This is a genomic window from Streptomyces sp. NPDC054765 (assembly GCF_053612065.1).
Map to the genome: position 1 here is coordinate 79,650 of NZ_JBSHBP010000010.1, position 19,493 is coordinate 99,142.

At 73.1% G+C, this 19,493-nt stretch carries 17 protein-coding genes; 14 read left to right on the forward strand and 3 right to left on the reverse strand.

Annotated elements, in window-relative coordinates; translation table 11 throughout:
* Positions 1-103: 103 nt before the first annotated feature.
* The 11 genes from ACWGJY_RS09510 to ACWGJY_RS09560 all read left to right on the forward strand — a co-directional run bounded on the left by ACWGJY_RS09510 (position 104) and on the right by ACWGJY_RS09560 (position 11,613).
* Positions 104-1,033 (forward strand): SRPBCC domain-containing protein, encoded by a 930-nt coding sequence (locus tag ACWGJY_RS09510; protein WP_453260198.1) that lies wholly within the window; start codon positions 104-106, stop codon positions 1,031-1,033.
* Positions 1,034-1,198: 165 nt separating this feature from the next.
* Positions 1,199-2,062 carry an aldose epimerase family protein gene (locus ACWGJY_RS09515; protein ID WP_453260199.1) on the forward strand — a complete coding sequence of 288 codons (864 nt, stop codon included), beginning with the start codon at positions 1,199-1,201 and terminating at the stop codon, positions 2,060-2,062.
* Between the two features lie 10 nt (positions 2,063-2,072).
* Positions 2,073-2,615, forward strand: a complete 543-nt coding sequence (gene pyrE / locus ACWGJY_RS09520) for an orotate phosphoribosyltransferase (protein ID WP_453260200.1) — start codon at positions 2,073-2,075, stop codon at positions 2,613-2,615.
* 216 nt (positions 2,616-2,831) lie between these two features.
* Positions 2,832-3,854, forward strand: a complete 1,023-nt coding sequence (gene fbaA, locus ACWGJY_RS09525; RefSeq protein ID WP_453260201.1) for a class II fructose-bisphosphate aldolase — start codon at positions 2,832-2,834, stop codon at positions 3,852-3,854.
* A 202-nt stretch (positions 3,855-4,056) separates the two neighbouring features.
* On the forward strand, positions 4,057-5,622 hold the full coding sequence (locus ACWGJY_RS09530; protein WP_453260202.1) for an MFS transporter: 1,566 nt from the start codon (positions 4,057-4,059) through the stop codon (positions 5,620-5,622).
* A 280-nt stretch (positions 5,623-5,902) separates the two neighbouring features.
* Positions 5,903-6,316 carry a DUF3151 domain-containing protein gene (locus ACWGJY_RS09535; protein ID WP_453260203.1) on the forward strand — a complete coding sequence of 138 codons (414 nt, stop codon included), beginning with the start codon at positions 5,903-5,905 and terminating at the stop codon, positions 6,314-6,316.
* A 182-nt stretch (positions 6,317-6,498) separates the two neighbouring features.
* Positions 6,499-7,407, forward strand: coding sequence for a tryptophan 2,3-dioxygenase family protein (locus ACWGJY_RS09540; protein ID WP_453260204.1), 909 nt, complete (start codon positions 6,499-6,501; stop codon positions 7,405-7,407).
* On the forward strand, positions 7,400-8,746 hold the full coding sequence (kynU, locus tag ACWGJY_RS09545; protein WP_453260205.1) for a kynureninase: 1,347 nt from the start codon (positions 7,400-7,402) through the stop codon (positions 8,744-8,746). The genes ACWGJY_RS09540 and kynU overlap by 8 nt, the downstream gene beginning before the upstream one ends.
* The gene (locus ACWGJY_RS09550) at positions 8,743-9,522 is read left to right on the forward strand and encodes an alpha/beta hydrolase family protein (RefSeq protein ID WP_453260206.1); all 780 of its coding nucleotides are present in this window, start codon (positions 8,743-8,745) and stop codon (positions 9,520-9,522) included. The genes kynU and ACWGJY_RS09550 overlap by 4 nt, the downstream gene beginning before the upstream one ends.
* Positions 9,523-9,589: 67 nt before the next feature.
* Positions 9,590-10,960, forward strand: a complete 1,371-nt coding sequence (locus tag ACWGJY_RS09555; protein WP_453260207.1) for a sensor histidine kinase — start codon at positions 9,590-9,592, stop codon at positions 10,958-10,960.
* The gene (locus tag ACWGJY_RS09560) at positions 10,957-11,613 is read left to right on the forward strand and encodes a response regulator (protein ID WP_453260208.1); all 657 of its coding nucleotides are present in this window, start codon (positions 10,957-10,959) and stop codon (positions 11,611-11,613) included. The genes ACWGJY_RS09555 and ACWGJY_RS09560 overlap by 4 nt, the downstream gene beginning before the upstream one ends.
* Before the next feature lie 84 nt (positions 11,614-11,697).
* Here ACWGJY_RS09560 and ACWGJY_RS09565 read toward each other — a convergent pair whose 3' ends face one another.
* A complete protein-coding gene (locus ACWGJY_RS09565; RefSeq protein ID WP_453260209.1) occupies positions 11,698-12,162 on the reverse strand; it encodes a BP74-related protein in 465 nt (154 codons plus the stop codon).
* A 282-nt stretch (positions 12,163-12,444) separates the two neighbouring features.
* Here ACWGJY_RS09565 and ACWGJY_RS09570 point away from each other — a divergent pair, with 282 nt between their 5' ends.
* Entirely contained in the window at positions 12,445-13,014 is a 570-nt protein-coding gene (locus ACWGJY_RS09570; protein WP_453260210.1) for a GbsR/MarR family transcriptional regulator, read from the forward strand.
* Between the two features lie 53 nt (positions 13,015-13,067).
* Here the strand turns inward: ACWGJY_RS09570 and ACWGJY_RS09575 are convergent, their stop codons facing one another.
* On the reverse strand, positions 13,068-14,009 hold the full coding sequence (locus tag ACWGJY_RS09575) for a diacylglycerol kinase family protein (protein ID WP_453260211.1): 942 nt from the start codon (positions 14,007-14,009) through the stop codon (positions 13,068-13,070).
* 236 nt (positions 14,010-14,245) lie between these two features.
* On the opposite strand from ACWGJY_RS09575, the gene ACWGJY_RS09580 reads away from it, so the two are divergent.
* Complete coding sequence (locus tag ACWGJY_RS09580; protein WP_453260212.1) at positions 14,246-15,532, forward strand: adenylosuccinate synthase; 1,287 nt, start codon at positions 14,246-14,248, stop codon at positions 15,530-15,532.
* A 97-nt stretch (positions 15,533-15,629) separates the two neighbouring features.
* Here ACWGJY_RS09580 and ACWGJY_RS09585 read toward each other — a convergent pair whose 3' ends face one another.
* Positions 15,630-17,363 carry a serine/threonine-protein kinase gene (locus tag ACWGJY_RS09585; protein WP_453260256.1) on the reverse strand — a complete coding sequence of 578 codons (1,734 nt, stop codon included), beginning with the start codon at positions 17,361-17,363 and terminating at the stop codon, positions 15,630-15,632.
* A gap of 755 nt (positions 17,364-18,118) precedes the next feature.
* Between ACWGJY_RS09585 and ACWGJY_RS09590 the strand changes: the two genes are divergently transcribed.
* Complete coding sequence (locus ACWGJY_RS09590) at positions 18,119-19,492, forward strand: aminotransferase class III-fold pyridoxal phosphate-dependent enzyme (protein WP_453260213.1); 1,374 nt, start codon at positions 18,119-18,121, stop codon at positions 19,490-19,492.
* The last annotated feature ends 1 nt before the right edge of the window (position 19,493 follow it).

Sequence of the window (19,493 nt, forward strand, 5' to 3'; positions counted from 1 at the left end):
GGCCGCGGTACGGAGTCCGGTGCCGTCCGAGGCCGGGGCCGCTGCGCAGAAATTCTGTGTGCGCGGGCACGGGGCACGGGGGCGCTGGGTAGGCTCCCATGTCATGGAGCATGAGGTGTACGTTCCGTTTCCCGTCGGGACCGTGCGGCAGGCGCTCACCGAGCCGGAGCGGGTGGCGCGGTGTGTCCCAGGAGTCCAGCTCGATGCCGACGCGCCCCCGCACTCCCCGGTGGGCCGGCTGCGGCTGCGTATCGGAAGCTCCACCATCACCTATCGCGGCACGCTGACGGTCGCTGCCGAGGACGGCGGGCCGGGCGACGACGGCGCGGCCGATGCAGTGACGGTCGAGGCCAAGGGCACCGAGGCGCGGGGGGACGGCTCGGTCGCGCTGACCCTGGCGGTGCGGCTCTCCCCGGCCACCGAGCCCGGCCCCGGCACGACGCTGGCCTGCTCCGGCACGGTGCACGGCGACGGCCGGCTGGCCGAGGCCACCGGCCACTCCGCCGAAACCGCCGGCCGCCGGCTGCTGGACCGCTTCGCGGAGAACCTGGCAGCCGATCTGCGGCAGCGGCCGGTGGCGGGGCAGGCCGGCGACGGCAGTCCGGACGGGGGCGCGGGCGAGGCGGCCGGGCCGCGGGCAGCCGGCGCCGAGGTGCCGCCGCCGTCGGCTCGGCGCAGCGACGACGACGCCGTCGAAGCGGCGGACCCCGGCGATGCGGCCGACGCCGCCGAGGACCTCGACGCGGGGGACGCGGCGGACGCGGTCCCTGCGGCGCACGATGCCCACCCCGAGCACGCCTACGGCCACGATGCGGATGACATCGCCCCCGCCGAGGCCGCGCACGCCCGCCGGACGATGATCGGGCGCAGCGCGGAGGAGGTCGACCACGCCCCGCCACGCGGGCGGTATGCACCGGTGCCCGCGCCCGAGCCGAACGCCACCTCGGTGACCCTGCGCTGGGCGGCGCCCGCCGCCGCGGTGGTGCTGGCGTCCGCCGTGGTCGTCGGCCGGGTGCTGCGCCGGCGCCGCTGACCCCGGGCCTCCGCTGGCCCCGGCCCCCGCTGACCGGGCCCCTGCTGACCCCGGCCTCCGTCGACCGTGGCCGCCGCCCGCCTCGGCGCCACCGGCCGCGGCGGCCGGCGGCGGGCCGTCACGGCGTCCCGCGCCGGGCGCCGGCGCACCGCTAGGGTCGGTCCCGTGAGTACCGACAACACCACGCGGAGCGCAGCGCCCTCGCAGGCGCCGGAGGGCGTACGGCTGGCCGCGGGCGACACCGAACTGACCGTCCGGCCGGACAACGGCTGCCGGATCGCCGGCCTCCGTGTCGGCGGTACGGAACTGCTGCGGCAGGGCGCCAAGTACGGCTGTTTCCCGATGGTTCCGTGGTGCGGCCGGATCGAGCACGGGCAGTTCCGCAACGGGGCCGAACAACACCGGATGCCCCTCAATGCCGCGCCGCACGCCATCCACGGCACCGGCCGCAACCTCCGCTGGCGGACGGCGCGTTCGAGCGCCACGGAGGCGGTCTTCACCTATGACCTCGCCGATCCGGCGGCGCCCTGGCCGTACCCGGGGCGGGTGACCCAGCTCGTGGAGCTCGCCGCGGACGGTGGCTCGCTCACCCTCACCATGGGGGTCGAGGCGACCGGCGACTCGTTCCCCGCCCAGGCCGGCTGGCACCCCTGGTTCCTGCGGAATCTCGGCGAAGGAGGCGAGGACGTACGCCTCGACTTCGCGCCCGAGTGGCAGGAGGAGCGGGGCGACGACCATCTGCCGACCGGCCGGCGGATCCCGCCGGCACCGGGGCCCTGGGACGACTGCTTCGGTATGCCGCAGGGGGTCGAGGCCACGCTGACCTGGCCGGGCCGGCTGGAGCTGAAAATCACCAGTCGCGCCGAGTGGGCCGTGGTCTACGACGAGCAGGAGGCCGCGGTCTGCGTCGAGCCGCAGTCCGGCCCGCCGAACGGTCTCAACACCCTGCCGCGCCTGGTCACCCCCATCGACCCGCTGGAGATCTCCACGACCTGGAGCTGGCGGAGCCTGTCGCAGGACACCGCCTAAGCTCATGCGCATGAGTGACGACGTGCGCGGCGAGCTGCTGCAGCAGATCAAGGACAAGGCCGTGGTGCACGGCAAGGTGACGCTTTCCTCCGGCAAGGAGGCCGACTACTACATCGACCTGCGCCGGATCACCCTGGACGGTACGGCCGCGCCGCTGGTCGGCCGGCTGATGCTGGAGCTCACCGCCGATCTGGATTACGACGCGGTCGGCGGGCTGACGCTCGGCGCCGACCCGGTCGCGACCTCGATGCTGCACGCCTCCGCCGCGCGGGGCGGCCGGCTGGACGCGTTCGTCGTCCGCAAGGCGCAGAAGGCGCACGGCATGCAGCGCCGTATCGAGGGCCCGGACCTCACGGGCCGCCGGGTCCTGGTCGTCGAGGACACCTCCACCACCGGCGGTTCCCCGCTGACCGCCGTCGAGGCGGCGCGCGAGGCGGGTGCCGAGGTCGTTGCGGTGGCAACGATCGTCGACCGGGGTGCCGCGTCGGCCATCGCCGAGGCCGGCCTCCCTTACCTCACCGGCTACCAGCTCGGCGACCTCGGCCTGAGCTGAGGCCGGCCGAGGGGCGGCATCGCGCCGTAAAAATGCGCTGAACTGCGGCTTTACCGAGGGGCGGCTGGTTTCACGTGAAACCGGCCGCCCACAGTGCGGGACGGCCGGGCGCGGGATGTGGAGCAATCAGCCGAGTCTGGGAAGATGTGCTCGGCGAAGTCCTCGCCCCCTGGTCAGGGCCACGAAAGCACACCCGCACACCTAAGGAGCGGACAGATGCCCATCGCAACCCCCGAGGTCTACAACGAGATGCTGGACCGGGCGAAGGCAGGAAAGTTCGCCTACCCGGCCATCAACGTCACCTCGACGCAGACGCTGCACGCCGCGCTGCGTGGGTTCGCCGAGGCTCAGAGCGACGGCATCATCCAGATCTCCACCGGTGGTGCGGAGTTCCTGGGCGGCCAGTACAACAAGGACATGGTGACCGGCGCGGTCGCGCTCGCCGAGTTCGCGCACGTCGTGGCCGAGAAGTACGACATCACCGTCGCGCTGCACACCGACCACTGCCCCAAGGACAAGCTCGACGGCTATGTCCGCCCGCTGCTGGACATCTCCGCGGAGCGCGTGGCCAAGGGCCAGAACCCGCTGTTCCAGTCCCACATGTGGGACGGCTCGGCCGAGAACCTGGCCGACAACCTGGCCATCGGCCAGGAGCTGCTGGCCAAGGCCGCCGCTGCCAAGATCATCCTTGAGGTCGAGATCACCCCGACCGGTGGCGAGGAGGACGGCGTCACCCACGAGATCAACGACGAGCTCTACACCACGGTCGACGATGCGCTGCGCACCGCCGAGGCGCTGGGCCTGGGCGAGAAGGGCCGCTACCTGCTCGCCGCCTCCTTCGGCAACGTCCACGGCGTCTACAAGCCGGGCAATGTCGTGCTCCGCCCCGAGCTGCTGAAGGACCTGCAGGAGGGCGTCGGCGCGAAGTACGGCAAGTCCTCCCCGTTCGACTTCGTCTTCCACGGCGGCTCCGGCTCCACTCCCCAGGAGATCGCCACCGCGCTGGAGAACGGCGTGGTCAAGATGAACCTGGACACCGACACCCAGTACGCCTTCTCCCGCCCGGTCGCGGACCACATGTTCCGCAACTACGACGGTGTGCTGAAGGTCGACGGCGAGGTCGGCAACAAGAAGGCCTACGACCCGCGCAGCTGGGGCAAGCTCGCCGAGGCCGGGATGGCCCAGCGCGTCACCCAGGCCTGCGAGAACCTGCGCTCCACCGGCACCAAGATCAAGTAAGCCCGGGACGGCCGCACGGCCGTCCCCGCGGCGTGCAAGGGCTCCGCATCCGCCGGGATGCGGAGCCCTTGCACGTGCCCGGCGAGGCGGCGTCCCCCGTGCCGTGTCCGCGTGGCCCGGGTGCCGCGCCGCGCCGGGCCGTTGGGGCCCGCCGGACGGCTCAGGGCGGGCGAGCGGGCGCGGATACGGGCATGCTCGCGGTATGAGCGAACCGAGTGCGCCCGGCGGGGTCCGGCTCACCTCGGCGCAGGGCCGATGGGTGCTGGCGACGGCCGTGCTGGGGTCCGGTATGGCGATGCTCGACAGCACCGTCGTCAATGTCGCGCTGCCCAGGATCGGTGAGGACCTCAACGCGGATCTGGCGGTTCTCCAGTGGACCGTCACGGCCTACATGCTCACCCTCTCCTCGCTGATCCTGCTGGGCGGTGCCCTCGGCGACCGCTTCGGCCGGCGCCGGGTGTTCGTGATCGGCGTGGTGTGGTTCGCCACGGCCTCGCTGCTGTGCGGGCTCGCGCCGAACGCCGGGGTGCTGATCGCGGCCCGTGCGCTGCAGGGCATCGGCGGGGCGCTGCTCACCCCCGGCTCGCTGGCGCTGATCCAGGCCGTCTTCCACCCCGACGACCGGGCACGGGCGGTCGGCTCCTGGTCGGGGCTGGGCGGGGTGGCCGCCGCGGTGGGCCCGTTCATCGGCGGCTGGCTGGTGGACGGCGCGGGCTGGCGCTGGGTGTTCTTCCTCAATGTGCCGCTGGCGGCGGTGTGTGTGCCGGTGGCGCTGCGGCACGTCCCCGAGACCCGGGAGCGGGACGCCCGCGAGCGCCGCGGCTTCGATGTGCAGGGCGCGGTGCTGGGGGCGCTGGCGCTGGCCGGGGTGACCTATGCGCTGATCGCCGCGCCGGGCGGGGGCGCCGGGCCCGGCGTGATCATTCCGGCGGTGGCCGGGGTGCTGCTCGGGGTGCTCTTCGTCCATGTCGAGCGGCGGCGGACCGATCCCATGCTGCCGCCGGCCATCTTCGGCATCCGGCTGTTCTCCGCCGTCAATGCGGTGACGGTGTGCGTCTACGCCGCGTTCGGCGGCTTCTTCTTCCTGGCCGTGCTCCAGCTCCAGGTCGTGGTGGGTTACTCGGCACTGCAGGCCGGTACCGCGCTGCTGCCCACCACCGTGCTGATGCTGCTGCTGTCCGCCCGCTCCGGGCAGCTGGGGCAGCGCATCGGGCCGCGCATTCCGCTCACCGTCGGTCCGCTGCTGTGTGCCGCGGGGATGCTGCTGATGCTGCGGGTGGGGCAGGGCGCGTCGTACTTCGCCGATGTGCTGCCCGCGCTGGTGGTGCTGGGCGCGGGGATGGTGACACTGGTCGCGCCGCTCACCTCGACCGTGCTGGCGTCGGTGGACGTGGACCGGGCGGGCCTGGCCAGCGGTATCAACAACGCGGCGGCGCGGGCCGCGAGCCTGATGGCGGTGGCCGCCCTGCCGCTGCTGGCGGGCATCGGCCCGGAGGCCTACCGCTCGGCGGACGCATTCGGCGCCGCCTTCCGGCGCGCGATGCCGCTGTGTGCGGGCATCCTGGTGATCGGCGCGCTGATCGCCCTGCTGACCGTACGCAGCAATGTGCTGCGCGCCGAACCGGGTGCCGAGGAGCCGTGCCGGGCGAGGACGATCTACCACTGCGGGGTGAGCGCACCGCCGCTGGACCCGGGCGAGGCCGTGGCCCGGGAGGCGGAGCAGCTGCCGGGCGCCGGGGGGCCGGGGCGACCGGGCGGGGGGCCGTAGGGCCCGGCCCGTCGTGCGGACCGGGGCGTGGCGGCCGGTGCCGGCTTCCGCCTGCCGTGCCACCTGCCGTCCGCCGTGGTGCCACCCGCCGTCCGCCGTATCCGCCTTCCGTGCCGCCCGGTCCCGCTGTGTGCCGCCTGGTCCCCCGCTGTGCCGCCCGGTCCTGCTCTGTGCCGCCCGGTCCCGCTGCGTGCCGCCCGGTCCCGCTGTGTGTGCCGCCCGGGATGCAAGATCCCGGCCGCTCCCCACCCGGCCCCGGCGACCAGGCAGACTGGGAAGCATGGCCATTCACGAGAATCTCCTCGGGGGACCGCCCCCGACCCATCTGCCCGACGACCCCGAGCCCCGCGAGCTGCTCGCCGCGGGCACGGCGCCCTCCGACGTCGCCGCGAAGTACCCGACCTCCTCGCTGGCCTGGGCGCAGCTCGCGGACGACGCGTTCGAGCAAGGACGGGTCGTCGAGTCGTACGCCTACGCCCGTACCGGCTACCACCGCGGTCTGGACTCGCTGCGCCGGGCCGGCTGGAAGGGCCACGGCCCGGTGCCCTTCGAGCACGAGCCCAACCGCGGCTTCCTGCGCGCACTGCACGCCCTCGCCCGTGCCGCCCAGACGATCGGCGAGCAGGAGGAGTACGAGCGCTGCTCGGTCTTCCTGCGGGACTCCTCGCCGACCGCGGCCGACACCCTCACCTGACGGGACCGCCGGGCAGGACCGACGGCCGGCCGCGTGCGCGCGGCCGGCCCTTGCGCGGTCGGAGCCCAGCGCGGATGATTTCCAGTGGGCCGGGTCATCCCGCGCCCGAGGGGACCGGGGCTCCCGAGCCGACGAGGAAGGGGCGGACCGCTACCCGGTAGTTCGCACCTGAGGAGTCCCTCATGTCGCAGCCGTCTCCCACCGATCCCGCGAAGAGCGCGCCGAGCGCACCCGCCGCGGGCTCCGTACCCGCCGGCGCCGCCGAGTCCGACCCGCCGTTCGCCCCGGATCTCAGCATCGGCAGCAGCGGCACGACCCCGTACGAGGACTATGTCCAGGCGGGTGTCCTCACCCACCTGCAGCACCCGCTCTCCGACGACCCCGGCGAGATGGTCTTCCTGGTCACCACCCAGGTCATGGAGCTGTGGTTCACGGTCATCGTCCATGAATGGCACACCGCCGCCGAGGCGCTGCGCCGTGACGACGTGACGGTGGCGATGGAGGCGCTGCGCCGCTCCACCTACGAGCTGGAGGCGCTCAACGCCGCCTGGAAGCCGCTCGCCCGGCTGACCCCGGCGCAGTTCAATGCCTACCGCAGCGCGCTCGGTGAGGGCTCCGGCTTCCAGTCCGCGATGTACCGGCGGATGGAGTTCCTGCTCGGCGAGAAGTCCGCGTCGATGCTGGTGCCGCACCGCGGCGCCGCGCGGGAGCACGCCGAGCTGGAGAAGGCCCTCCAGGAGCCGAGCCTGTGGGACGAGGTGCTGCGGCTGCTCGCCCGCCGCGGCCATGCCGTCCCCCAGGCCGTGCTGTGGCGCGACCCCGCGCTGCGCTACGAACCGGACCCGGCCGTCGAGGCGGTCTGGGCCGGGATCTATACGGGCTCGCAGGAGTCCGAACTCGTCCGGCTGGGCGAGGCACTGACCGATGTTGCCGAGCTGGTCTGGCGCTGGCGCAACGACCATCTGGTCGCGACCCGGCGGGCCATGGGAGCGAAAATGGGTACCGGTGGTTCCGCGGGGGTTTCCTGGCTGGAGAAGCGGGCCCGCAAGAATGTCTTCCCCGAGCTGTGGACGGCGCGCAGCCATGTCTGAGACCCCGGAGTTCCCCGACGGCACCGGCCGCCACGAGCCCTCCGGCGCCCGCGAACAGGCCGCGCGCGCCGCCGAGTTGGACGCCGCCGACCCGCTGGCCGCGGTCCGCGGCCGTTTCGTCCTCGACGCCGCGCCCGATCACGCCTCCGGCGATGCCGGTGTCTATCTCGACGGCAACTCCCTCGGCGCGCTGCCCCGTACGGTGCCCGGCCGCCTCGCCGATGTCATCGCGCGCGAGTGGGGTGAGCTGCGCATCCGGTCCTGGACCGAATCCGGCTGGTGGACCGCGCCCGAGCGGGTCGGCGACAAGATCGCGCCGCTGATCGGGGCCGGACCGGGCCGGGTGGTGGTCGGTGACTCGACCAGCGTCAACCTCTTCAAGGCCGTGGTCGGCGGCGTCCGGATGGCCGGCAAGGGCTGTACGGAGATCCTCGTCGACGCCACCACCTTCCCGACCGACGGCTATATCGCCCGGTCAGCGGCCCGGATGACCGGCCTCGCGGTGCGTCCGGTCGAGCCCGCGCGGATCGCCGACGAGGTCACCGAGCGGACCGCGCTGGCGCTGGTCAACCACGTCGACTACCGCACCGGCCGGCTCAACGACCTGCCCGGCATCACCCATGCGCTGCACTCCGCGGGCGCGCTCGCCGTCTGGGACCTGTGCCACAGCGCCGGCGCGCTGCCGGTCGGCCTCGATGCGCACCATGTCGACCTCGCCGTCGGCTGTACGTACAAGTACCTCAACGGCGGCCCGGGTTCGCCCGCCTTCCTGTACATCAGGGAAAGCCTCCAGGAGCGGTTCGAATCGCCGCTGCCGGGCTGGAACTCACACGCCGACCCCTTCGGCATGGAGCCCGCCTACACCCCGGCCGAGGGCATTGCGCGCGGCCGGGTCGGCACCCCCGACATCCTCTCGCTGCTCGCGCTGGAGGCGGCGCTGGAGGTCTGGGACGGGGTGTCCGTCGAGGACGTGCGTACCAAGAGCCTTGCCCTGACCGACTTCTTCCTGGAGTGCGTCAGCGCCTACGTACCGCCGGACCGGGCCCGCTCCGTCACGCCGTACGACCACCGGTGGCGCGGCAGCCAGGTGTCGCTGGAGTGCTCCCCCAAGCTCTCCGCTCCGGCCGGGCAGGACGGTACCCCCACGGCGCGCGAGGTGATGGACGAGCTGATCCGCCGCGGGGTGGTCGGCGACTTCCGCCCGCCGGACGTGCTGCGCTTCGGCTTCACCCCGCTCTACACCTCCTTCGCGGACGCGGAGCGGGCGGCATGGGTGCTCGGCGAGGTGCTGGGGGCGCTGCCCGATGTCGAGCCCGGGGCGGCCGGGGCCGGCGGGTGAGCGTGCCGGACGAGGAGTCGGCGCTGCTGGGGCTGGCCCCGGTGGCGCCGGACCGGACGGTGGCGTACGGGCCGCATCCGGACCAGATCGTCGATCTGTACGTGCCGTCGGCGGCCGGCGGCCCGCGGGCACAGGTGCCGGGCGGCCCGCTGGTCGTCCTCCTGCACGGCGGCTTCTGGCGCGCGGCCTACGACCGCCGGCATCTGTCGCCGCTCGCCGCCGATCTGGCCGGGCGGGGGCTGCCGGTCGCGCTCGCCGAGTACCGCAGGGCCGGTGCCGGCGGCGGGGCACCGCAGACGTTCGAGGACGTCACGGCGGGCATTGCGGCGGCGGTGCGCGCGGTGCCCGCCGGCGGGGATCCGGTCCTCGTCGGCCACTCCGCGGGCGGCCATCTCGCGCTGCTCGCCGCGGCCCGGCCCGGCACGCCGGTGTCCCGCGTGCTCGCCGTCTCCCCGGTCGCGGATCTCGCCCGCGCCCATGCGCTGGGCCTGAGCGACGGCGCGGTCGCCGAGCTGCTCGGCGCCGGACCCGGTCTGGCGGAACGCATCGCCGCGGCCGACCCGGCGTGCCACCCTCCCGGCGTCCCGGTCACCATCCTGCACGGCACCGACGACCCGGACGTCCCCCTCGACCTCTCCCGCCGCTACGCCGCACTCCACCCCGGCACCACGGACCTGTGCGAGCTGCCCGGCGTCGGCCACTACGGCCCCGTCACCCCCGGCAGCTCCAGCTGTCACACACTCGTCGTCCACCTGCACCGATCTCGTAGTACTTGAGGCGGACCTCGGCAGATCCCCACTGATGAGGACGCCCGGGTGCCCGCCGTTGCTTACCGTTGTCAGCGTGAACGACACGACCCAGACGCAGAGCCACCTGCGCTCAGAGGCCCGGATAGCCCACGGCGCGCTGCAACGGCTGCGCCAGGACCTGTTCGTCGACGCCTTCGCCCTCCGCCCGTTGCCGCCGCTGGAGGACGCCAAGGTGTCCCGGTGGCTGCCGTTCCTGCCGAAGCGGCTGCGGCACTGGGCGCGCTGGCTGCCGCACTTCGTCGTCGGCTTCTTCTCGGTGTGTGTCTTCCTGGGGAACCTCACCGACAGCTCCGGGACCGGCACGCTGCGCGGCATCCTGGTCACCGGCTTCAGCGGGCTGGTCGCCGCCGGGCCGGTGCTCACGCTCTTCCGCCCGGTGGGCGCCTACTGGCTGTCGCTGGGCGCGGTTGTCGTGTCGGCGGTCACCTACGCGGCCCTCTCGTCTTCGTCCGTCAGCATCGTCGGGGACGTGGCCTTCCCCACCCACCTCGCCGTGATGGTCCTGGTGGTGCTGCGCACCCGGCCCCGGCTGGCCATCGAGATGTGGCTGGTCACCTTCGCCACGATGGCCGTGCTGACGGCGCTCCTCGGCAACGACACGGGCGATCTGCCGCCGGTGGCCGTCTTCTGTGGTGTGGTGCTGGGGACCGCCGCCGCGGTCCGTGCCTGGCGCGAGGAGCGCCAACAGGTCGTCGAGACGCTGACCGCCACCGCGGAGGAGCGCTCCCGGCGCACGCTTCTGGAGGAGCGCGCCCTCATCGCCCGTGAGCTGCACGATGTGGTCGCCCACCACATGTCCGTGATCGCCATCCAGGCCGAGGCCGCCCCGTACCGCGTCGAGAACACCCCGCCCGAGCTCGCCACGTCCTTCGCGACGATCCGCGAGAACGCCGTCGCCGCGCTCGCCGAACTGCGCCGGATCCTCGGCGTGGTCCGCTCCGCGGACCCGGACGCCTTCGCCGACAGCGACCCGGAGGCCCCGCAGCCGACGCTCGGCAGCCTCGACTCGCTGCTCGACAGCGTCCGCAGCGCCGGGCTGACCGTCGAGGCGGTCACCACCGGTGCGCCCCGGCCGCTGCCGCAGGGCGTGGAGCTGTCCGCGTACCGGATCGTGCAGGAGGGGCTGAGCAATGCGCTGCGGCACTCGCCGGGTGCCGACGCCCGGGTGGAGATCTCCTATGTGCTGGGCGGGCTGGGCGTACGGATCGTCAACGGCGTGCCGAGCCGTCTCGCCAAGCCCTCACCGGGCGCGGGTCACGGTGTGCTGGGGATGCGGGAGCGGGTACAGATGCTGGGCGGCGAGATGACGGCCGATCACACCGAGGACGGCGGCTTCGAGGTCGCCGCGTTCATCCCGGTGACGGGCACGGCGGCGGAGAACACCTCCGGGGGGATGCGGAAATGATCCGGGTACTGATCGTCGACGACCAGGTGATGGTCCGTGAGGGCTTCTCCGTCCTGCTCAACGCCATGCCCGACATCGAGGTCGTCGGAGAGGCGGTCGACGGCCGCGAGGCGGTGCGCAAGGTCGCGGTCCTCAAGCCCGATGTCGTCCTGATGGACATCCGGATGCCGGAGATGAACGGTCTGGAGGCGACCCGCGAGATCGTGGCCGCCGACGCGGACGCCAAGGTGCTGGTGCTGACCACCTTCGACCTGGACGAATACGTCTACCAGGCGCTGCGTTCCGGGGCCAGCGGCTTCCTCCTCAAGGACGCCTCGGCCGGGCAGCTCGCCGAGGGCGTTCGCATCGTCGCCTCCGGCGAGGCCCTGCTCGCGCCCACCGTCACCAAGCGCCTGATCTCGGAGTTCTCCCGGCTGGGCACCCCGCGCGCGCCCGCCCAGGAGCGCATCGCCGATCTCACCGAGCGCGAGACCGAGGTGCTGGTGCTGGTCGCCCAGGGCCTGTCGAACGGCGAGATCGCCGAGCATCTCGTCGTCGCGGAATCCACGGTGAAGACGCATGTCAGCCGCATCCTGGTGAAGCTGGGGCTGCGCGACCGCACCCAGGCGGCGGTGTTCGCGTACGAGGCGCGGCTGGTGACGCCGGGGGGCTGAGGCCGCTGCCGGGGGATCACCCCCGCGGGGGCGCCGGCGGCCGCCGGCGGGCGGGGCCCGGCCGGTGGCCCGGAACGGCAGGTCTTACGGCTGGGGGACCTCCCGCACCAGCCTCGATGTCCAGGGGCACCAGATCAGTCCGGGCAGGAACGGGCCGCCGGCCTCGTCCAGATGGTCTTCGACATAGGGCGTGGTGGCATCGCAGACCTCGACCGCGAAGTCGAAGAAGTCGATCGTCTCCGGGCGGAGGTGGAAGCTCCAGCGCCAGTTGTACGGGGCGGGGCGCTTCTCGATCCGGCCGATGACATGCGGCTCGGAGCGGGACGCACCGCTCAGCAGGTCCCGTGCGTGCTGGATCTTGCGGGGGTCGGTGAGCTTGATGACGAATTCCTCGCGGGTGATGTCGGTCATCACGAAGTAGGCCGCCGCGTCGGCCCGGGTGCGGTGTGCGGCGTCGCCCGCCTGCTTGCCCTGGGCGGGCCCGGCCGCCGTGACGGCGAGCAGTGCCGCCGCCGCGAGCATGCCGATCCTGGTGGTGATGCGTCGCATGAACCCCTCCGGTGCCGCGGGTCGTGGTCACGACCCTGCATGCGGAAAGTAAGGGGAGAGTCACTCACCGCTCCAGAGTTACTGCGGGTTATCGCGCGGGCAGGTGAAATGGCGAAGAGTGACGGACGACGGGGAGGTTCCTGTGCTGTATCCACAGGGTGTGGATACTGTCGCGCCGACTCGGCGCCCTGGGCAGGAGGCTCTGACCGTGGACAGCTCTGATCGGGGGATCAGGGGATCAGGGGATCAGGGGATCAGGGGATCAGGGGAGATGATGCGGACATGGGCGAGCAGCAACAGCGGAGCGCGGAGCGGACCGAGGGCACCCGCCAGGATCTCGGCGACGACACGCGCGAGGACAAGCGCAATGACGAAGCGGTCTCGCAGTTCGTCGAGCGGTTCGCCGCACAGCTGGTCGACGCCGGGATGCAGCGGATGTCCGCCCGGGTCTTCGCCTGTTTGCTGGCCTCCGACTCCGGCGTGCTGACGTCCGCCGAACTCGGTGAGCGCCTCCAGGTCAGCCCCGCCGCCGTCTCCGGTGCGATCCGCTCTCTCTCCCAGGTCGACATGGTCAGCCGGGAGCGGGAGCCGGGCTCCCGCCGCGACCGCTACCGCGTGCACAGCGACCAGTGGTACGAGGCCCTGGCCCGCCGGGACAACGTCCTCACCCGCTGGGAGGGCACCCTGCGCGCGGGCGTCGACAGCCTCGGCGAGGACTCCCCGGCGGGCCGCCGGATCGGCGAGACGCTCATCTTCTTCGAGTTCCTGCAGAAGGAACTTGCCGGGCTGCTGGAGCGCTGGCGCGAGCACCGCGACCAGCTGCGGGCCGAGCTGGGCGAGGCCGGCCGCTGAGGTGCAGTCCGGCCGCTGAGGTGCAGTCCGGCCGCTGAGGTGCAGCCCGGGGCTCACTCCCGCGGCAGCTGCAGCCGCCAGGCCCCCGGCTGCAGGGTCCACGTACGGGTCCTGACCGGTCCGCCGACCACCGCATCCGCCCGGTAGTGGAAGTCCGCGCCGGACACCGTCACCGCCCGCGCCCGGGTCCGTACCGGCCGGCTCCCGCCCGGCCAGTGCACCACGACCTCGGCCAGCTCACCGGCGGCCCCGGGCCGCGGCCCGTCCGCCCGGACCTGGCCGCCGGGCATCACCGACACCCCGCGCACCGGCCGGTCCAGATCCGCCAGCAGTACCCCGTCCGCCTCGATCCGCAGCCGCTGCCCCGGCACCCGTACGCGCCGCCCGCCCAGCCCGGCGGCCGGTGCCGCCAGCAGCGCCAGCGCCGTACGGGCGGTGCGCGCGGCCGGCTTCCACCACGGCCGGTGCCCGTCGGGGCCGCCCGCCGGAGCGTCCCGCCCCTCCACGGCCGCCACCGGATCCGCCGGCGCCACCGCGGGGGACGGCACCGGCACATGGACCCCGTGGCCGTGGCGGGTCGCCTCGCTCCCGCAGGGGATCCGCAGCCCGCCGAGCACAATGCCGTCGCTGTCGTCCGTGAGCAGATCCATCGGCCGCTCCCCGCCGTCCAGGACCGCCCGCGCGGCGGCCACCGTGTCCGTGGGGATGCCCAGGGCGCGGCTCAGTGCGACGGCGGCCGGTGCGCCGACCGGGACCATCGACAGCGGCACCGCGGCCAGCTCGCGTTCCTTGTGCAGCAGGCCCACCACCCGCAGCAGCGTCCGGTCGTCACCGATCACCACCGGCCGCCGGTGGCCGCGCCGGGCCAGGATCCGCGCGAATTCCTCCGGCCCGTCCGGAAGGCAGATTTTCGCCCCCGCGCCCGCGCACAGGACGTCCTTCGCGATCCGCACGGACTCGCCGTCCGTACTACGGGCGACCGGGTCGATGACCACGAGCAGGGGGTACCCCCGAACGGAGTCCACGGGAGAGTGCCCAGAAGGCTGCGCCGACACCTCGGTCCTTCCTCAGGTAGCATCTCGGTGCAAGAGCCCCTTGCGCTATTGCGCCAGGGGCTTCGTCTATTCCGGGGCACCGGTCCGACGGCTCCAGCGATGACGTACGCGTGAACACGCACGCCGACGCCATCCCCGCACGTTGGACATGCCCCGCCCGGAAGGGGTGTACGCCTGTGCCCGCACTTGTGCTGCTCGGTGCTCAGTGGGGTGATGAGGGCAAGGGAAAGGCCACCGATCTGCTCGGTGGGTCCGTTGACTATGTGGTGCGCTATCAGGGCGGCAACAACGCCGGCCACACGGTCGTCGTCGGCGACCAGAAGTACGCGCTGCACCTTCTCCCTTCCGGAATCCTCTCGCCGGGGTGCACCCCGGTCATCGGCAACGGCGTCGTCGTCGACCCCGCGGTCCTGCTCTCCGAGCTGAGCGGACTCAACGAGCGCGGTGTCGACACGTCCAAGCTGCTGCTCAGCGGTAACGCGCATCTGATCACGCCGTACAACATCACCGTCGACAAGGTGACGGAACGGTTCCTCGGCAAGCGGAAGATCGGCACCACCGGGCGCGGTATCGGCCCGACCTACGCCGACAAGATCAACCGCGTCGGCATCAGGGTGCAGGACCTCTACGACGAGTCGATCCTCATGCAGAAGGTCGAGGCGGCCCTGGAGGTCAAGAACCAGCTCCTCAGCAAGCTCTACAACCGCCGTGCCATCGAGGCCGAGCAGGTCGTCGAGGAGCTGCTGGGCTACGCCGACAAGATCAAGGGCTATGTCACCGACACCACCCTGATCCTCAACAAGGCGCTCGACGACGACAAGGTGGTCCTCTTCGAGGGCGGCCAGGGCACGCTGCTGGACATCGACCACGGCACGTACCCCTTCGTCACGTCCTCGAACCCGACCGCGGGCGGTGCCTGCACGGGTGCCGGTGTCGGCCCCACGAAGATCAACCGCGTCATCGGCATCCTCAAGGCATATACGACGCGCGTCGGCGCCGGTCCGTTCCCGACCGAGCTGTTCGACGAGGACGGCGAGGCGCTGCGCCGCATCGGCGGCGAGCGCGGTGTCACCACCGGCCGCGACCGCCGCTGCGGCTGGTTCGACGCGGTCATCGCCCGCTACGCCACCCGCGTCAACGGCCTGACGGACTTCTTCCTCACCAAGCTCGACGTGCTCACCGGCTGGGAGCAGATCCCGGTCTGCGTGGCCTACGAGATCGACGGCAAGCGCGTCGAGGAACTGCCCTACAGCCAGAGCGACTTCCACCACGCGAAGCCGGTCTACGAGACGCTGCCGGGCTGGTCCGAGGACATCACCAAGGCCAAGTCCTTCGCCGACCTGCCGAAGAACGCCCAGGCCTACGTCAAGGCACTGGAGGAGATGTCCGGCGCCCCGATCTCCGCGATCGGCGTCGGCCCCGGCCGCGACGAGACGATCGAGATCAACTCGTTCCTGTCGTAGGGACGGCTCGCGGTCGTCCCCCGGGACGCCGCAGCACAGCAGCCGCGCAGCTACTTCACCCCGGTGGAGTGGCTGCGCGGCTGTCTGCCGTCGCCCGTCAGTGGCTTCGGCTGTACGACAGTGCCTTCCCGTCGTCGAAGAGGCGGCGCAGTTTGCCGGCGACCATCTCCAGCGTGCTGGGCGAGCCCGGACTGCAGCTGTCGGCCGGTCCGGAGACGACGGTGGAGGGGCCGAGGCGGACCGGGGGGCCCGGGTCGGCCAGGGTGGCGGCGAATTCGCAGCGGTAGGCCGCCCCGGTCGCCGTCATCGTCAGTACGGTGTCACCGGGCTTGCCCTGGGTGAGCGTGAAGCGCCGGACATCGGCGGCGGAGTCGCCGACCCTCGCCTCCCAGATGCCCAGGTACTCCGCGGGAATTCCCCCGTTCGCGGCGGGCCGCCCCGCCCCCTGGACGTGGCTGTCGCTCCCGTCACCGGCCTTGGCGTCCGTCGACCGTACGCCGCCGTCGTCCCCGGTCAGCAGGGCGTAGCCGGTGGCCGCACCGGCCCCGGCGAGCGTCAGCGCGACCGCGGTGAGCACGGCGGCACCGACACCACGGCGGCGCGGTCGCACGGCGGGTGCCGGACCCGTGGCACCGTGGTGGGCCTCGTGGGGCGGGTACGACGCCGGGGCCCGGCCCGGGGGAGGCGGCGGTGTCGCCGGGGTGTCGCCCGGCGCGGGGATGGGCGGGACGGCGGTGGGCAGCGCGTACCGCCCGGGGGTGTCGGCGGCGGGCGGTGACGGCGCCGGGGACGGTGCGCCGGCCGGGTCCGTACCGCCCGGGGTGCCCTCCCCGCTCTGCGGGTTCGCCGTCGCCCCGCTCTGCGGGGTCTGCGGCTCCAGCCCCGGTGGGTGCGCCGTTCCCGGGCCCTGTGGGTGCTCCGCCTCCAGCAGTTCCACGGCGTGCCGCCCCAGACGGGCGGTCAGCGCCCCCGGCAGCCATGGTTCGTCGTCCGCGGCCGGCCCGCCCCCGGCACCGCCGCCCTCCGCCTGCGCCACCAACTGCGCGGGCGTGGGCCGCTGTGCGGGATCCTTGGCCAGGCAGCCGGCGATCAGCTCCCGCAGCCCCTCGGGCAGCGTGGAGAGTTCGGGCTCCTCCTGGACGATGCGGTACATCATGGTGTGCGCGATGCTGTCGGCCGTGCCGAACGGCTGCCGCCCGGTCGCCGCGTACGTCAGCACGGACCCGAGGCAGAAGACATCGCAGGCCGGGGTGAGCGGTTCGCCGCGCACCTGCTCGGGCGACATGAAGCCCGGCGAGCCGACCGCCCCGCCAGTATGGGTCACACCACCGCCGGGGAAGCCTTCCAGCGCCCGCGCGATGCCGAAGTCGATGACCCGCGGCCCGTCGATGGTGAGCAGCACATTGGACGGCTTGAGGTCGCGGTGAATGATGCCGGCGGCGTGGATCGACCCCAGCGCACGGGCCAGCCCGGCGGCCAGGATCCGTACCGTCCGCTCGGGCAGCGGAGTGCCGCTGCCGCCGATGACCTGCTGCAGGGAAGGGCCCGCGATGTAGCCCGTGGCCACCCAGGGGGTCTCGGCCTCGGTGTCCGCGTCGAGTACGGGCGCGGTCCACTCCCCGCCGACCTGCCGCGCGGCGCGTACCTCCCGCCGGAAGCGCGTCCGGAACTCCTCCTCACCGGCCAGCTCCGCACGCACCAGCTTGACCGCGACCGTCCGGCCGCGGTCCGAACGGGCCAGGAACACCCGCCCCATGCCGCCTTCGCCGAGCCGCCCGATCAGGTGGTAGTCCCCGATCCGCCGCGGATCCTGCGCCCCCAGGGGGGCCAGTCCCCCGGACTTTCCCGTGCGTCCCGGCCGTCCCTGCTGACCCGTTTGTCTTGGCTGTCTTGGCTGTTCCACGATCCCCGCCCTTTACCCCGAATCCGTCCTGCGGGCGAGGAGGCGCAGGCGCATGCCTGCACGGACTGCCCGCGGCCCCTCCTCTGCAATGAGGATATCGAGGGCTCCCCGGCTCCCGGCAGGCCGTGGGTCCTCAAGTCTGGGCCGCGGGCGGTGTCCGCGGCGGGCCGGGCTGCTCTTCGAGCGCCGCCGACAGCTCTTCCGGCGCCGTCATGACCCGCCGGAAGTCGCCCGGTCCGCCGGGCTGTTCGCCCGGCCGGCCTGCGAACTCCGCAGGGCGGGGGGCGATACGGGCAACGGTGGGCGGCCTTCGCCGGTGACGGCGAGGAGTTGGGCGCGGCGGTGCGCAGGAGCGGGCCGGTATGCGGCCGGACCACGGTCCACCGGAAGGCCGGCGATGCGCTGCACGCTCCGGCGGGTGCCTTTCCCGCAGCGGGCTGAGGGCCTTCCGGCAGTTTCCCGGCCGCCGTTCCCGTGGCCGCCCCGGCTGTCCCCCTCGGACACCCCCCTCGCCGGGCCCCCTCCCCTGGAGTTTCCTCCAGCCCGTAGACATTCTGTCCGTGCGCGTGGTGAGTGCCATACACAGTGTCGGTACCGGTCGCCGGACGGCGATCCCTAGGCTGAGAGCGTTCGCCGCGCCCATCCCCCGGCGGACCCGAGCGACCCGATCCGAGGTACTGAACGTGACCACGACGCACTCCTCCTCCGCCGCTGCCGACCCCGCCGCCGGCGCGGCGGTCAAGGCCGCGGACCGCGCGCACGTCTTCCACTCCTGGTCCGCCCAGGGCCTGATCGACCCGCTGGCGATCGCCGGCGCCGAGGGCTCGTACTTCTGGGACTACGACGGCAACCGCTACCTCGACTTCTCCTCGCAGCTGGTCAACACCAACATCGGCCACCAGCACCCCAAGGTCGTCGCGGCGATCCAGGAGCAGGCCGCGAAGCTGTGCACCATCGCGCCCGGCTTCGCCGTGGACGTCCGGTCCGAGGCCGCACGGCTGGTCGCCGAGCGCACCCCCGGCGACCTCGACAAGATCTTCTTCACCAACGGCGGCGCGGAGGCCGTGGAGAACGCGGTCCGGATGGCCCGGCTGCACACCGGCCGCGCCAAGGTGCTGTCCGCCTACCGCTCGTACCACGGCGCCACCGCCACCGCGATCAACCTGACCGGCGACCCGCGGCGCTGGCCCTCCGACACCGCCTCGGCCGGTGTCGTGCACTTCTGGGGCCCGTTCCTCTACCGTTCCGCCTTCCACGCCGAGAACGAGCAGCAGGAGTGCGAGCGCGCCCTCGCGCACCTGGAGCAGACCATTGCCTTCGAGGGCCCGCAGTCGATCGCGGCGATCATCCTGGAGACCGTCCCCGGCACCGCCGGGATCATGGTCCCGCCGGCCGGCTACCTCGCCGGCGTCCGCGAGATCTGCGACCGCCACGGCATCGTCTTCATCCTCGACGAGGTCATGGCGGGCTTCGGTCGTACGGGCAGCTGGTTCGCCGCCGACCACTTCGGTGTCACCCCCGACCTGCTGACCTTCGCCAAGGGCGTCAACTCCGGCTACGTCCCGCTGGGCGGCGTCGCGATCAGCGCCGAGATCGCCGCGACCTTCGACCAGCGCCCCTACCCGGGCGGTCTGACCTACTCGGGCCACCCGCTGGCCTGTGCCTCCGCCGTCGCCACCATGAACGCGATGGCCGAGGAGCGGATCGTGGAGAACGCCGCCGAGATCGGCGAGCGGGTCATCGGCCCCGCGCTGCGCGAGATCGCCGAGCGGCACCCGTCCGTCGGCGAGGTCCGCGGCATGGGTGTCTTCTGGGCGCTGGACCTGGTCAGGAACAAGGAGACCCGCGAGCCGCTGGTCCCCTACAACGCCGCCGGTGCCGCCAACGCCCCGATGGCGGAATTCGCCGCGGCCTGTAAGCGCGGCGGTCTGTGGCCGTTCGTGAACATGAACCGGACGCATGTCGTCCCGGCCTGCACGATCACCGAGGCCGAGGCCAAGGAGGGCCTCGCGGCCCTCGACGAGGCGCTGGCGGCGGCCGACGCCCACACCGTCTGAG

Bases quoted from the DNA above. Each gene is read 5' to 3' on its own strand.
- ACWGJY_RS09510 (WP_453260198.1), top strand. From the start codon at position 104: ATGGAGCATGAGGTGTACGTTCCGTTTCCCGTCGGGACCGTGCGGCAG.
- pyrE (WP_453260200.1), top strand. From the start codon at position 2,073: ATGAGTGACGACGTGCGCGGCGAGCTGCTGCAGCAGATCAAGGACAAG.
- fbaA (WP_453260201.1), top strand. From the start codon at position 2,832: ATGCCCATCGCAACCCCCGAGGTCTACAACGAGATGCTGGACCGGGCG.
- ACWGJY_RS09530 (WP_453260202.1), top strand. From the start codon at position 4,057: ATGAGCGAACCGAGTGCGCCCGGCGGGGTCCGGCTCACCTCGGCGCAG.
- ACWGJY_RS09535 (WP_453260203.1), top strand. From the start codon at position 5,903: ATGGCCATTCACGAGAATCTCCTCGGGGGACCGCCCCCGACCCATCTG.
- ACWGJY_RS09540 (WP_453260204.1), top strand. From the start codon at position 6,499: ATGTCGCAGCCGTCTCCCACCGATCCCGCGAAGAGCGCGCCGAGCGCA.
- kynU (WP_453260205.1), top strand. From the start codon at position 7,400: ATGTCTGAGACCCCGGAGTTCCCCGACGGCACCGGCCGCCACGAGCCC.
- ACWGJY_RS09560 (WP_453260208.1), top strand. From the start codon at position 10,957: ATGATCCGGGTACTGATCGTCGACGACCAGGTGATGGTCCGTGAGGGC.
- ACWGJY_RS09565 (WP_453260209.1), bottom strand. From the start codon at position 12,162: ATGCGACGCATCACCACCAGGATCGGCATGCTCGCGGCGGCGGCACTG.
- ACWGJY_RS09570 (WP_453260210.1), top strand. From the start codon at position 12,445: ATGGGCGAGCAGCAACAGCGGAGCGCGGAGCGGACCGAGGGCACCCGC.